Source organism: Streptomyces sp. NPDC031365, from assembly GCF_055569765.1.
The window spans coordinates 385410-398237 of sequence record NZ_JBVIIM010000001.1 but is presented as its reverse complement, the minus strand read 5'-3'; the positions used below and the strand labels follow the sequence as shown (position 1 = coordinate 398237).

The following is a 12828-nucleotide window of genomic DNA, read 5'->3' as shown; positions in this document are numbered from 1 at the left end:
CAGATCGAACCAACTCTGCCTGACGCAGAGCTGGCGCGACCGTATGGCGGCCGGGTCGCCCTGAGCTGTGGCACCGGCATCTACCGCAGTCAGCGCAAGAGGACAGCTCTCGGCGCTCCCGCACGACTCCGCGCGGTGCGCTACCAGGTGGCAGAAAGGCACGGGCCGTGGCATCCACGGTCACCCCGCCGAAGGACTCGGCCACCTCCCGCCCGGGATACGGCCGGCTGCTGCGCACGCGCGGCGCGTGGACGTTCCTGCTCCCCGGCTTCGCGGCACGCCAGCCGTTCGCGATGCTCACCCTCTCCATCGTGCTGCTGGTGCAGCACACCACCGGCTCGTACGGGGCGGCCGGCGCCGTCGCCGCCGTCACCGGCGTCGCGATGGCCCTCTTCGCGCCCTACAGCGGCCGCCTCGCCGACCGCTACGGACAGCGTGCCGTCCTCGTGCCCGGTGTCCTGGTGCACACGGTGTCCGGCCTCGCCCTCACCACGCTGGCGCTGACCGACGCACCCCTGTGGGCGCTGTTCGCCGCCGCCGTGCCCACGGGCGCCTCGGTGCCGCAGATCGGGCCCATGGTGCGCGCCCGCTGGGGCGTCAGGCTCAAGGGCTCCCCGCTGATGACCACCGCGGCGGCGTTCGAGTCCGTCACCGACGAGTTCACCTTCGTCGTCGGACCGCTGCTGGCCACGGCCCTGTGCACGACCGTCGACCCGGCCGCCGGCCTGGTCACCGAGGCCGCGCTCACCCTGATCGGCGGTCTGCTGTTCGCCGCGCAGAAGGGCACACAGCCCGCGGTCGCCGCCGGCGGAGGGCACGCGCGCGTGGAGCACGGTTCCGCACTGCGCGTCCCGGGTGTGCGGGTGCTGATCGTGGCCTTCCTCGGCATCGGTTCCGTCTTCGGCGGCATGCAGGTGTCGCTGGCCGCGTTCAGCGAGTCGATCGGCAGCCCCGCGATGAACGGCGTCCTCTACGGCGTCTTCGCCGCGGGCAACATGCTGGCCGGCATCACCTGCGGCGCGATCGCCTGGAAGGCCGCCCCGCAGCGGCGCCTGGTCCTCGCCTACGCGGCGCTCGCGCTGACCGCGTCCGCCCTGTGGACCGCCCAGTCGACACTGGTGCTGGCCGGGCTCGGCCTCCTGGTCGGCATGTGCATCGCGCCCGCCCTGATCATCGGATACACACTGGTGGAGGACCTGGTCCCGGCCGGGGCGCGCACCGAGGCCTTCACCTGGCTGACCGGCGCCGTCGCGCTCGGTCAGGCCGCGGCGGTCACAGCCGCCGGGCAGCTCGAGGACCGTCTGTGGGACGGCGCCGGATTCCTGGTGCCGATGGCCGGTACGGTGCTCGCCCTGGCGACGCTGCTGGCACTGCGGTCGCGGCTGGTGACGCACTCGCGCGGACGCACCGTCGCACGTGGCGTCGGTCACCGCGAGCCCGTCGCAGTGGACTGAACCCGCGGAATGCGTCACTATTGACCGTCGTTAGCACTCATCGAGTGAGAGTGCCAGGAGGAAGACAGTGCCGACCTACCAGTACCAGTGCACCGAGTGCGGCGAGGGCCTCGAGGCGGTGCAGAAGTTCACCGACGACGCGCTGACCGAGTGCCCCAGCTGCCAGGGCCGCCTGAAGAAGGTGTTCTCCGCGGTCGGCATCGTCTTCAAGGGCTCCGGTTTCTACCGCAATGACAGCCGCGGCTCCTCGTCGAGCAGTTCCCCGGCGCCGGTGAAGTCCTCCGGCTCCTCCTCGACGGGCTCCTCGTCCTCGGAGTCGGGTTCGACCTCGACCACGACGTCGGGTTCGGGTTCGGGTTCGTCGTCCGGCTCGTCAGGTTCCGGCAGCTCCGCCAGCACCACCGCCGCATAGGGGATTCCTTACAGGACCCCGTCGTCGGCCGACGACGGGGTCTACGGCGTTTCCGGGCCCGGCTAGGGTGCGGGTCATGGCGAACATGGCGAAGGCCGACATCGGCGTGATCGGCGGCTCCGGCTTCTACTCCTTCCTCGACGACGTGACCGAGGTCCAGGTCGACACCCCGTACGGGGCGCCCAGTGACTCCCTGTTCCTCGGCGACGTGGCCGGCCGGCGGGTCGCCTTCCTGCCGCGGCACGGGCGCGGCCACCATCTGCCACCGCACCGCATCAACTACCGCGCCAACCTGTGGGCGCTGAGGTCGGTCGGCGCGCGCCAGGTCCTCGGGCCGTGCGCGGTGGGCGGTCTGCGGCCCGAGTACGGACCGGGCACGCTGCTGGTGCCGGACCAGCTCGTGGACCGTACGAAATCCCGGGCACACACCTACTTCGACGGCCTGCCCCTGCCCGACGGCACCGTGCCGAACGTGGTCCATGTGTCCCTGGCCGACCCCTACTGCCCCACCGGGCGGGCGGCCGCGCTGAAGGCGGCGCGGGGCCGGGACTGGGAGCCGGTGGACGGCGGCACGCTGGTCGTGGTGGAGGGGCCGCGTTTCTCCACCCGCGCCGAGTCGCTGTGGCACCAGGCGCAGGGCTGGTCGGTGGTGGGCATGACCGGCCACCCCGAGGCGGTGCTCGCCCGTGAGCTGGAGCTCTGCTACTCGTCCCTCACCCTGGTCACCGACCTGGACGCCGGTGCCGAAACCGGTGAGGGCGTCTCCCACGACGAGGTGCTGCGGGTGTTCGCCGCCAACGTGGACCGGCTGCGAGGGGTGCTCTTCGACGCGGTGGCCGCACTGCCGGCGACGGAGGAGCGGGACTGCCTGTGCACGTCGGCGCTGGGCGGGATGGACCCGGGGGTCGCGCTGCCGTAGCGGGCGCGCTGCCGTAGCGGGCGCGCTGCCGTAGCGGGCGCGCTGCCGTAGCGGGGCGGCGAGGCGGCGGACGGGGTGTTCCGTTCGGGGCGGGCCACCCCCTTCGCGTGGCAGCGGTCCCTCGGGCCCGGCGGAGCCTCACGTTCTGGAGGCGACCTCCTGTCAGGGTGGCGGAGCGTCCCGTTCGGGTGGCGGAGTTGTCCACAGGGCCATGGGGCGTCCACAGGGTCCGGCGGGGTACGGCCGGAGGCCTCATCGTGGGAGCCGCAAGCCGGTCCCTCGTCGCAGGTGGTGGTTACCCGTGTCCCGTCTTCCGTCCTCGCTCCGCCCTCCCTCCCCCGATGTTCCTCGCCCGCCCGGAGCCGAGGTCCCTCCCCCGTGCGAGGTACCGCACTTCGCCCCGGTGCGGGTGCGCGGCGGCCTGCCGCTCCCGGGCCGGCTCGTACGGCACCGGAGGCGCGCCGTGGCCGCCGGTCTCGCGGTGACGGCGGCGGCGCTCGTCGCGGCGGTCCCGCGGGACGCGGACCGCTCGCGCGGGCACCCCGAGGGCACTCCGGCCGCCCGGACCGCGTCGGCGTCCCCCGGAAACCGTCCCGTACCGCTGCGGCACGGGGGTACGACGACGGTGACGGCGCCGGTGCGGATCGCCGACGCGGCCACGGTACGGCTGCTGCGGCCGGGCGACCGGGTGGACGTGATCGCCGCCGCGGAGACGGTGTCCGGCGGCGAGGCCCGCGTGGTGGCGCGCGGGGCTCGCGTGGCCCAGGTGCCGGAACCGGCGGACGGAGCGGGCGACGGCGGGGCGCTGGTCGTTCTGTCGGTGCCGCGTTCCACGGCGGCCGGGCTGGCCGGCGCGAGCGCCACGGCACGGCTGGCGGTGACAGTGTGGTGAACCATGCCGTGTCGAGCCTGGCGCCCCCGCCGGCCATGTTCTTCGAACGCCCCGATTGGACAGCCCGGCACGGGCGTGACGTAGGTTGCGGAGCGCTTTCCTCCGCACGTTACGCACGAGAAATGGGGCCCCGAAGTGAGCGACCGGGAGAAGACGAGCGTCCTGCAGGGCTTCAAGGCCTTCCTCATGCGGGGCAATGTCGTCGATCTGGCCGTGGCCGTGGTCATTGGTGCCGCCTTCACCAACGTCGTCAACTCGGTCGTGAAGGGCATCATCAACCCGCTGGTGGGCGCGTTCGGCACCAAGAACCTGGACAGCTACAGCTCGTGTCTGAAGGGCCCTTGCGACGGCACCGGGGACGCCGCGACCGGCGTCAGGATCCTGTGGGGCTCGGTCCTCGGCTCGACGCTGCAGTTCGTGATCACCGCCGCGGTCGTCTACTTCCTGATGGTGCTGCCCATGGCGAAGTACCTGGCCCGGATGGAGGCGCGCAGGAAGGCCAAGGAGGGGGCCCACGAGGTCATCGAGATCACCGAGCTGGAAGTGCTCAAGGAGATCCGCGACACCCTCGTCGCACAGCGCGGCTCGGGGCAGAGCGAGCGGTAGGGCGCTCCGGCGGACGGGCCGGGCCTGGCGAGCGAGGGCGCTCCGCCGGCCGGCGGGTCAGATGTGGTGGGGCGGCTTCTCGTCGAGGAAGCGTTTCAGGTCGGCGGCGCTGTCGCCGGACGGGCGCTCGCCCCACCCTCGGTCCGTGTCGTCCGAGGACTGCTGGTCCATCGGGTCGTCGAAGACCAGCGCGGGCTTCGGCTCACGCGGCCGGGGGTCGGGGGCGGTAGTCATGTCTCCAGAGTACGGTCACGCCCGACCGACCAGATAAGACTGAGCCCATGACAGCTGACGCTCTGACGGATGTGGCCGGCGTACGTGTGGGGCATGCCACACGCACCGGCGGCGGTTGGCTCACCGGCACCACGGTCGTCCTCGCGCCCGAGGGCGGGGCCGTGACCGGAGTGGACGTGCGCGGCGGCGGCCCCGGCACGAAGGAGACCGACGCGCTCGACCCCCGCAACCTGGTACAGAAGGCCGAGGCGATCGTGCTGACCGGGGGCAGCGCGTACGGGCTCGACGCGGCGTCCGGGGTGATGGCCTGGCTGGAGGAGCGGGGGCGCGGGGTACGCGTCGGGCCGGATCCCCTGCATGTGGTGCCGGTGGTGCCGGCCGCCTGCGTCTTCGACCTGGGCCGGGGCGGCGACTTCACGGCCCGCCCGGACGCGGCCACCGGACGGGCCGCGGTCGAGGTCGCGGCGGCGAGCCCGCAGGGCGCGCCGGTGCCGCAGGGCTGTGTGGGCGCCGGTACGGGCGCCGTGGCCGGACAGCTGAAGGGCGGGGTCGGCACGGCGAGCACGGTGCTGGACTCGGGGATCACGGTGGCCGCTCTGGTGGTGGCCAACGCGGCGGGATCGGCAGTGGATCCGGAAACGGGTGTGCTGTACGGGGAGTTGTTCCAGGGCCGGGTGCGTTACCCGGAGGCGGAGGTGCACGAGGCCGCGCTGCGGCGGCTCGCGGAGGCGGCCGAGCGCAACGCCCCTCCCCCGCTGAACACCACGCTGGCCGTGGTCGCCACGGACGCCGGCCTGTCCAAGGCACAGGCACAGAAACTGGCCGGCACCGCGCACGACGGCATCGCGCGAGCCGTACGGCCGGTGCATCTGCTCAGCGACGGGGACACGGTCTTCGCCCTGGCCACGGGCACGCGCCCGCTCGACGCGGCGGACCCCCTCGCTCTGAACGAAGTCCTGGCGGCGGGCGCGGACATGGTGACCCGGGCGATCGTCCGGGCGGTGCGTGCCGCCGAGCCGGTGCACGGCCCGGGCGGGGCGTGGTCGTCGTACGGGGAGTTGTACGGGCCGCGTTGAGCGGAGTCGAGCCGGTGGGCGGCTGTGAGCGAGGGGCAGCCGGTGAGCGGGGTGGGGCAGCGGGCCATGTGCGGTGGCGGCGAGGTGAGCCGAGGTCGCCGAAGAACCGTTGGTTCAGGAGAAGTTGCCGTTCTCCGGGACAGCGTGGGAATTCCTCGCGCGGCCCGGTCGTTTTCCCGTCAGACGTTTTCTCGGTTCCTGGACATGATGTCCGGCCGAGGGGCTACGGTATGCACCCACAAGGTGACATGCAGCAACGCCGGGAGAAACCTTGAGCGTTCCGTACGAGACGGCAGCGTACGAACCACCCGACTCGCCCGAGTCTCCGGAGGAGCACCTCGCGCGGCTCCTCGGCCGTGCCCTGAACTCCTTCGAGTTGCCGGACGAGACGGTCGGGCGGCTGGAGTGTGCGCTGGCGCACGACGGTTCGCTGCACTCCGCGCACCACAGCGCGGGTCTGCACCGGGAGACGTACCGGCACACCTGGCTGCTCGCCGACGGTTCGGCGGTCACGCTCTGGGAGCTGGTCCACAACCCCACGCCGGGCAGCGAACCGCAGCACGAGATATACGTGGACGAGGAGGAACTGCGTACGGCCACGGCCCGGCTGCCGCTGCCGCCGGACGCACCGGACTTCGAACTGCCGGTGACGGTACTGCTGTCGCCGGCTCCGGCACAGCGGCAGCTGTACGTTTCGGACGAGTCCGCGGACCACGCCCGCCGATTACTGCGCCGGGCGGAGAACACGGACCGGCCGGGCACGGAGACGGCCGCACTGCTGACCACGGCCTGTGCGCACCGGATCACCCAGGCCTTCGGCCGTCCGTCCCGCGCGGGGCGGCCGGCACTGTGCTTCTCGCTCTACGAGCACGCGTTCCTGCTGGGGGACGGCGCTGAGCTGTCCCTGTGGGAGGTCGAACACACTCTCACGCCGGACGGCCGGCACATGTGCGAGGTGTACACCAGCGAGGACGCGGCGCGGGACGCGATGGAGCGCCGGGCCGCACAGGTCCTCTGACGGGCTGACGGGCTCCGGAGGACGGTGTGCGGCTCAGCCGTTCTCGCCGAAGCGCCGTACCAGCCCGACGAAGGCGTCGCGTTCCGCGTCGGTGAGCCGTACCGCTTCCGCCCGCGGTCCGGTCCGCCGCTGTCGGGGGATCGTCGGGATGCCGTGGGGCACATGCGCCCGGGTGGACTCCGCGTGCCCTCGCGCGCGCTCGCGTGCCCGCTCCCGTCGTCGCCGCAGGACGTCGGCCAGACCCGCCGCGCAGGCCACGGCCACCAGGGTGAGGACGGTGGCGCCCGTCGTCCGCGGACTCGTCTCATGCTCAGACATGCGGCCCAGTACACACCACGGTCCGGGACTTTGAGCCCCGGACCGTGAGGATCGTGATCTATATCGCACTAGGCATGAACCGCCCACACCTACCCAAATGGACGCATCGCCGTGGATCTACGCGACCACGGGCTCCCTGCTCTCCGACGGCCGCACCGACGCGCCCCCGGAGTGAGCGGAGTCGGCTTGCGCAGCCCCTTGAGGACGATCACCAGGGCCGCGTTGACGCAGACACCCGCGGCGATGGCGACCAGGAGGCACCCAGGACCCAGGCGGCCTTGCCGTTCTCCCGTTCCGTCCGGTTGTCCGTTCTTTTCCCGCACGAGACACGGGCGGGGCCCGGACCGGCGCCCAGTGGATCCACTGGATGCCGGTCCGGGCCCCGCCCGTCGCCCTCCGTCGGTTCAGGACACGGGCACCGGCTCCTTCTCCACCGCCACCGGTGCCTCCTGCGCCCCCTCCACGTGCTGGGCCGGGCGCTTCGGCAGCGCGAACATCAGCAGGAAGATCAGGCCCATCACCCCGGCCACCCAGCCCAGCGCGTGCTGGAACCCGTCCACGAAGGCCGGGCCCACCTCGGCCGGGGCGAGCCGCTCGTCGATCACACCGAAGAACACCACCGACACCAGGCCGAGACCCAGCGCATTGCCCATCTGCTGCACGGTGTTGATCAGCCCCGAGGCCGACCCGGCGTGCTCACGCGGCACCTCGGACAGCACCGCGTCGGTCAGCGGAGCCACGATCAGCCCCATGCCGGCGCCCATGACCACCAGTGGGAGTGCCATCTGCCAGGAGGCGATGGACTGGCCGTACCGCTCCGCTTCCCACAGGTAGATCAGCACACCGGCCGCCATCACCAGTGCGCCCGCCTGGAGCACCTTGCGCCCGTAACGCGGGACCAGCAGCTGCACCGACATCCCGGCCGCCACGGACACCGCCACGGAGAACGGCACCCCGGTCAGCCCGGCCCGCAGCACGCTCCAGCCCAGGCCGATCTGCATGTACAGCGTCCACACCAGGAAGAAGATGCCGAGGCCGATGCCGAACACCGTCTGCACCGCGATGCCCGCCGCGAAGCTCTTCACCCGGAACAGCGACAGCTCGATCAGCGGTGAGCCGTCCCGCGCGCCCTTGGCCCGCTCGTACGCCACCAGCGCTCCGAACACCACCAGCGCGCCCGCCATCGACACGTACCCCCACAGCGGCCAGCCCAGCTCACGGCCGCGGGTGAGCGGGTAGAGCAGCATCAGCAGACCCAGCGTCACCAGCGCGACCCCCACCAGGTCCAGCCTCAGGGCGCGCGGCGCCTTCGACTCGGTGATGAAGCGGCTGCCGAGGACCAGGCCCGCGACGCCGACCGGCAGGTTGATCAGGAAGATCGGCCGCCATCCGAGACCGAACAGGTCCCACTCCGTCAGCAGCGCGCCGAGCAGCGGTCCGGACACCGCTCCCAGGCCGACGATCGCGCCGAACAGCCCGAACACCTTGCCGCGTTCGTGGGCCGGGAAGGTCGCGTGCACGATCGACAGCACCTGCGGCACCATCAGCGCCGCCATGGCGCCCTGCAGGATGCGGGAGGCGACCAGCATCTCCGGGTTCACCGCGAACCCGCACAGCGCGGAGGCGAGGGTGAAGCCGCCGATCCCGATGAGGAAGATCCGCTTGCGACCGTGGATGTCGCCGAGCCGGCCGCCGGTGACGAGCCCGGCGGCGAAGGCCAGCGCGTAACCGGCGGTGATCCACTGGATCTGGCTGAAGGTGGCGCCCTCGTCGCGCTGGATGGACGGGATCGCGATGTTGACGATCGTGACGTCGACGAGGTCCATGAACGCCGCGGTCATCACGATCGCCAGCGCGAACCAGCGGCGGCGGTCGCCCGCCGCGGGCTGTGGGGCGTGCGGGGTGTCGGTGAAGGTCATGTCCCGCAAGCTATGACCCATCTAGGTCAGTTCAGGTCCTACTTCTGCGGCATCCTCAAAGCATGACGACGGACACTCCGGCACGGCTCCTGGCCCTTCTCTCCCTCCTCCAGACACCCCGCGAGTGGCCCGGTGGCGAGCTGGCCGACCGGCTCGGGGTCTCCCGCCGCACCATCCGGCGGGACATCGACCGGCTGCGCGAGATCGGCTATCCCGTGCAGGCGACCCTCGGCGCGGACGGCGGCTACCGGCTCGTCGCCGGCAAGGCGATGCCTCCCCTGGTGCTCGACGACGAGGAGGCGGTGGCCATCGCGGTCGGGCTGCGGGCCGGGGCCGGGCACGCGCTGGAGGGCGTGGACGAGGCGTCCGTGCGTGCGCTGGCGAAACTGGAGCAGGTGCTGCCCGGCAGGCTGCGCCACCGGGTCAGCACGCTGCAGGCCGCGACCACCCCGCTGACCAGCGGCGACGGTGCGACGATCGCACCGGAGACGCTGACCGTGATGGCCTCCACGGTGGCCGGGCACGAGCGGCTCCGGTTCGCCTACCGGGCGGCCGACGGCACGGAGTCCCGGCGGGTGACGGAGCCGTACCGGCTGGTGTCGACCGGGCGGCGCTGGTACCTCGTGGCGTACGACCTCGACCGCGCGGACTGGCGGACGTTCCGCGTCGACCGGGTGAGCGACCCCTTCGCGACCGGAGCACGGTTCACGCCGAGGGAGCTGCCGACGGGGAGCGCCGCGGAGTACCTGCGCCGGTCCATGTACCGGGCGCAGGAGTCGTACGACATGGTCGTCACCTTCGCCGCGCCGGCGGCGACGGTCGCCGCCCGCCTCCCGGGCTGGCTGGGTACGCCCGAGCCGCTGGACGAGGACAGCTGCCGGCTGCGGGCGACGGTGAGCGACGCCAAGAACTGGATGGCGGTACGCCTGGCGATGCTGGGTCACGACTTCACCGTGCACGAGCCTGCCGAACTCGTCGCTGCCGTAAGGGAACTGGGCGCACGGATGAGCCGTGCGGCGCCGGGCGCCGACGGACCGTGACCAACGACGGCCGACGCCACCGGCAGCGCGGTGCACTACACCGCGCCCAGGCGACGGGAGCAGGCCGGACGCAGGCCCATCGAGGCCGCCGAGCCACGACAGACAACGGCAACCGGCGACACGGCGGCGGGCCGCCCGTGCACCCGCGTCCCGGCGGGTGTCAGGTCCGCCACGGGAAGTCCCGTAGCGCCGCCAGGTTGGCCACGGCCAGTTCGGCCGGCCCCTGGGGCCCCTCCGCGAGCCCGTCGCCCGCCGCCCAGCTCTCCATGGCCGTGCGCACGGCCGCACTCGCGACAGCCGCGGCGAAGCCCAGCCGGCTGCGGTCGGCAACGTTGTCGCCGTCGTAGGGGACGTGAGCGGCCGTCAGCCGCTCCGCCAGCACCTGCGTCAGGCTCCGCTCCGACGTCTGGCACGCCTCCGCCCACACCCTGCCCAGGGGCGGGTTCGCCTGCGCCAGCCGGATCAGGGCGCGGACCCGGTTCCAGGAGGCCACCGACACTCCGAGGCCGGGCGTCAGCGTATGGCGCACGGCGTCCTCAAGGACCTGCGGCAGCGGCACCTCGGCGGGGGCGATGCGCACCGCCTCGACCCAGCGCTGCGCACCGGTCGCGTAGAGCGGGCCGATGGCCTCTTCCTTGCTGGCGAAGTACCGGTAGAAGGTGCGCGGGGCGACACCGGCCGCCTGGGCGATGTCCTCGGCACGGGTGGCCCTCAGCCCCTGCCGGACGAAAAGGCCGGCCGCCGCGCGGGCGATCTCCATACGGGTCTCGGCCTTGCGCCGCTCGGTCAGCGACAGCGCGCGGGGCGGAAGGGGCGGGGTCGGGGTGGTGCTGCTCACGCCCGGCAGGCTATGCCCATGTGGCACAATCTGCCATCTGGCGGGCCACCCCGGGGTTCAGGTTCGGGGTGACCCGCTGTCAGCCGCGGGACGCGGAAAGCCGGGTCCGGCGCCCGGGGGGAGGGACGCCGAACCCGGCCTTGGGAAGTCCCGGCGCCGGGGGGGTTGTGCGTCGGGACGTGGCTCATGGGGATCCGGGGGCCGTCCCCGAGGTCCGCATTCCTGGGCTCTGGATTCTTGTTCCCTCGGCCCAGCGGGTTGAAGCGGCGGGGAACAGCCATGTTTTGCGCGCTCTTTCGCCACCCGGCGTACGCGGCCGGGGTGTTCACGCTACCGCGACGGACGCGGCCGCCACCCCGGCGCGGCGAAGCCGGTGCTCACGCGGCCGATTCGAAGCCGGTGTCGCGGGCCAGCTTCTTCAGCTCCAGCAGCGCGTGCTTCTCGATCTGGCGGATGCGCTCGCGGGTCAGGCCGTGCTCCTTGCCGACCTCGGTCAGTGTGCGCTCGCGGCCGTCCTCTATGCCGTAACGCATCTTGATGATGGAGGCCGTGCGCTGGTCGAGGCGGCCGATCAGGTCGTCGAGCTCCTCGCTGCGCAGCAGCGTCAGCACCGACTGCTCCGGCGACACCGCCGAGGTGTCCTCCAGGAGGTCACCGAACTGGGTCTCGCCCTGGTCGTCCACCGACATGTTCAGCGAGACCGGGTCACGGGCCCAGTCGAGCACGTCGGTGACACGCTCCGGTGTGGAGCCGAGCTCGGCGGCGATCTCCGTGGGCTCCGGGTCCCGGCCGTGCTCACGGTTGAACTCGCGCTGCACGCGCCGTATCCGGCCCAGCTCCTCCACCAGGTGGACGGGCAGACGGATGGTGCGCGACTGGTCGGCTATCGACCGCGTGATGGCCTGACGGATCCACCAGGTGGCGTACGTCGAGAACTTGAAGCCCTTGCGGTAGTCGAACTTCTCGACCGCGCGCACCAGCCCGGCGTTGCCCTCCTGGATCAGGTCGAGGAGCGGCAGGCCGCTGCGGGGATACCGGCGGGCCACGGCGACGACCAGGCGGAGGTTGGAGCGGATGAAGATGTCCTTCGCCCGCTCGCTCGCGTCGAACAGGGCGTGGAGCTCCTCCGGGGTGGCCCCGGCCTTGTTCTTCTCGACGCCGTCGAGGATCTGCTTCGCGAACACACCCGCTTCGATGATCTGGGACAGCTCGACTTCCTTGGCGGCGTCGAGCAGCGGCGTGCGCGCGATCTCGTCGAGGTACATGCCGACCAGGTCGCGATCGGCGATCTCGCCGCCATGGGCGCGAACACTGCTTGCCGCGTCGGCCGTCTCGCCGGAGGCGGACTTACTACGGGCGACGGCACGGGTTGCCATGCGAGCTCCCTTGCGATGGTGAGGTCAGCGGGTGGTCCTGCGGACGCCCGGCACGTTCTTCAGGTCTCTTCCGGACTCTGCTTCGGGTGCCCGCATCCGTAGGAAACAACGACTGGAATCCGGACAGAATTCCCCTCCCGACCCCCGAATTTTCTGATCATGCAGTACCCTGTCGGGCCACGCGGGGAGGTGCGATGCCGTCGGAGCACGCGGAGGTCCAGGTCAGACCGGGCGCGGAGGCCGACCTGCCGGCCCTCACCGACCTGTACAACCACTACGTACGTGAGACGGCGATCACATTCGACACCTCGCCGTTCACCCCGAAGGAGCGCCGCCCTTGGCTGCTCTCCCACCCTGTAGACGGCCCGTACCGCCTGATGGTTGCCACGGGCGCGGGTCCGAGGCGGATTCTGGGGTACGCCACATCCAGCCCTTTCCGCCCCAAGCCCGCCTACGCGACCTCCGTGGAGACGACGGTTTACGTCGCCCCGGATGCCGGCGGGCGCGGCATCGGCACCCTGCTCTACCACGCTCTCTTCGAGGCCCTGGAGAGCGAGGGCCTGCACCGCGCCTACGCCGGCATCGCCCAGCCGAACGACGCCTCGGCACGTCTGCACGAGCGCTTCGGTTTCCGGCACGTCGGCACCTACCGCGAGGTGGGGCGCAAGTTCGGCCGCTGGTGGGACGTGGCCTGGTACGAGAAGGAGCTCCGGGCCTCGCCGTGAC

14 protein-coding genes are annotated in these 12828 nt (G+C 72.1%); 9 read left to right on the top strand and 5 right to left on the bottom strand.

Translation table 11 applies throughout. The features are described 5' to 3' along the window. Nucleotides 1–167: 167 nt before the first annotated feature. From ACZ5C2_RS01915 to ACZ5C2_RS01895, 5 genes are all read left to right on the top strand, one after another. The gene (locus ACZ5C2_RS01915) at nucleotides 168–1454 is read left to right on the top strand and encodes an MFS transporter (protein WP_468785458.1); all 1287 of its coding nucleotides are present in this window, start codon (nucleotides 168–170) and stop codon (nucleotides 1452–1454) included. A gap of 67 nt (nucleotides 1455–1521) precedes the next feature. Further along, on the top strand, nucleotides 1522–1866 hold the full coding sequence (locus ACZ5C2_RS01910; protein WP_468785456.1) for an FmdB family zinc ribbon protein: 345 nt from the start codon (nucleotides 1522–1524) through the stop codon (nucleotides 1864–1866). 76 nt (nucleotides 1867–1942) lie between these two features. Beyond that, entirely contained in the window at nucleotides 1943–2785 is an 843-nt protein-coding gene (locus tag ACZ5C2_RS01905; RefSeq protein ID WP_468785454.1) for an S-methyl-5'-thioadenosine phosphorylase, read from the top strand. Nucleotides 2786–3188: 403 nt separating this feature from the next. Continuing rightward, nucleotides 3189–3677 (top strand): hypothetical protein, encoded by a 489-nt coding sequence (locus ACZ5C2_RS01900; RefSeq protein WP_468785768.1) that lies wholly within the window; start codon nucleotides 3189–3191, stop codon nucleotides 3675–3677. A gap of 186 nt (nucleotides 3678–3863) precedes the next feature. Beyond that, a complete protein-coding gene (locus tag ACZ5C2_RS01895; protein ID WP_468785766.1) occupies nucleotides 3864–4283 on the top strand; it encodes a large conductance mechanosensitive channel protein MscL in 420 nt (139 codons plus the stop codon). A gap of 57 nt (nucleotides 4284–4340) precedes the next feature. On the opposite strand, the gene ACZ5C2_RS01890 is transcribed toward ACZ5C2_RS01895, so the two are convergent. After that, nucleotides 4341–4517: a hypothetical protein gene (locus ACZ5C2_RS01890; protein WP_468785452.1), complete on the bottom strand. Its 177-nt coding sequence runs from the start codon at nucleotides 4515–4517 to the stop codon at nucleotides 4341–4343. A gap of 47 nt (nucleotides 4518–4564) precedes the next feature. Between ACZ5C2_RS01890 and ACZ5C2_RS01885 the strand changes: the two genes are divergently transcribed. Continuing rightward, on the top strand, nucleotides 4565–5593 hold the full coding sequence (locus tag ACZ5C2_RS01885) for a P1 family peptidase (RefSeq protein WP_468785450.1): 1029 nt from the start codon (nucleotides 4565–4567) through the stop codon (nucleotides 5591–5593). Between the two features lie 271 nt (nucleotides 5594–5864). After that, entirely contained in the window at nucleotides 5865–6611 is a 747-nt protein-coding gene (locus ACZ5C2_RS01880; RefSeq protein WP_468785448.1) for a DUF6227 family protein, read from the top strand. 33 nt (nucleotides 6612–6644) lie between these two features. Here the strand turns inward: ACZ5C2_RS01880 and ACZ5C2_RS01875 are convergent, their stop codons facing one another. Then, the gene (locus tag ACZ5C2_RS01875; protein WP_468785446.1) at nucleotides 6645–6929 is read right to left on the bottom strand and encodes a hypothetical protein; all 285 of its coding nucleotides are present in this window, start codon (nucleotides 6927–6929) and stop codon (nucleotides 6645–6647) included. 404 nt (nucleotides 6930–7333) lie between these two features. Further along, nucleotides 7334–8848, bottom strand: a complete 1515-nt coding sequence (locus ACZ5C2_RS01870; protein WP_468785444.1) for an MFS transporter — start codon at nucleotides 8846–8848, stop codon at nucleotides 7334–7336. Nucleotides 8849–8910: 62 nt separating this feature from the next. Here ACZ5C2_RS01870 and ACZ5C2_RS01865 point away from each other — a divergent pair, with 62 nt between their 5' ends. Then, on the top strand, nucleotides 8911–9888 hold the full coding sequence (locus tag ACZ5C2_RS01865) for a helix-turn-helix transcriptional regulator (RefSeq protein WP_468785442.1): 978 nt from the start codon (nucleotides 8911–8913) through the stop codon (nucleotides 9886–9888). A 160-nt stretch (nucleotides 9889–10048) separates the two neighbouring features. Here ACZ5C2_RS01865 and ACZ5C2_RS01860 read toward each other — a convergent pair whose 3' ends face one another. Both ACZ5C2_RS01860 and ACZ5C2_RS01855 read right to left on the bottom strand, forming a co-directional pair. Next, nucleotides 10049–10726: a TetR/AcrR family transcriptional regulator gene (locus ACZ5C2_RS01860; protein WP_468785439.1), complete on the bottom strand. Its 678-nt coding sequence runs from the start codon at nucleotides 10724–10726 to the stop codon at nucleotides 10049–10051. A 377-nt stretch (nucleotides 10727–11103) separates the two neighbouring features. Beyond that, a complete protein-coding gene (locus tag ACZ5C2_RS01855; RefSeq protein WP_468785437.1) occupies nucleotides 11104–12102 on the bottom strand; it encodes a sigma-70 family RNA polymerase sigma factor in 999 nt (332 codons plus the stop codon). Between the two features lie 194 nt (nucleotides 12103–12296). Here ACZ5C2_RS01855 and ACZ5C2_RS01850 point away from each other — a divergent pair, with 194 nt between their 5' ends. Beyond that, nucleotides 12297–12827 (top strand): GNAT family N-acetyltransferase, encoded by a 531-nt coding sequence (locus tag ACZ5C2_RS01850; RefSeq protein WP_468785435.1) that lies wholly within the window; start codon nucleotides 12297–12299, stop codon nucleotides 12825–12827. The last annotated feature ends 1 nt before the right edge of the window (nucleotide 12828 follow it).

Excerpts from the sequence above, each read along its gene's own strand:
- ACZ5C2_RS01905 (WP_468785454.1), top strand. The coding sequence starts at position 1,943 with ATGGCGAACATGGCGAAGGCCGACATCGGCGTGATCGGCGGCTCCGGC.
- ACZ5C2_RS01895 (WP_468785766.1), top strand. The coding sequence starts at position 3,864 with ATGCGGGGCAATGTCGTCGATCTGGCCGTGGCCGTGGTCATTGGTGCC.
- ACZ5C2_RS01890 (WP_468785452.1), bottom strand. The coding sequence starts at position 4,517 with ATGACTACCGCCCCCGACCCCCGGCCGCGTGAGCCGAAGCCCGCGCTG.
- ACZ5C2_RS01885 (WP_468785450.1), top strand. The coding sequence starts at position 4,565 with ATGACAGCTGACGCTCTGACGGATGTGGCCGGCGTACGTGTGGGGCAT.
- ACZ5C2_RS01875 (WP_468785446.1), bottom strand. The coding sequence starts at position 6,929 with ATGTCTGAGCATGAGACGAGTCCGCGGACGACGGGCGCCACCGTCCTC.
- ACZ5C2_RS01870 (WP_468785444.1), bottom strand. The coding sequence starts at position 8,848 with ATGACCTTCACCGACACCCCGCACGCCCCACAGCCCGCGGCGGGCGAC.
- ACZ5C2_RS01865 (WP_468785442.1), top strand. The coding sequence starts at position 8,911 with ATGACGACGGACACTCCGGCACGGCTCCTGGCCCTTCTCTCCCTCCTC.
- ACZ5C2_RS01855 (WP_468785437.1), bottom strand. The coding sequence starts at position 12,102 with ATGGCAACCCGTGCCGTCGCCCGTAGTAAGTCCGCCTCCGGCGAGACG.
- ACZ5C2_RS01850 (WP_468785435.1), top strand. The coding sequence starts at position 12,297 with ATGCCGTCGGAGCACGCGGAGGTCCAGGTCAGACCGGGCGCGGAGGCC.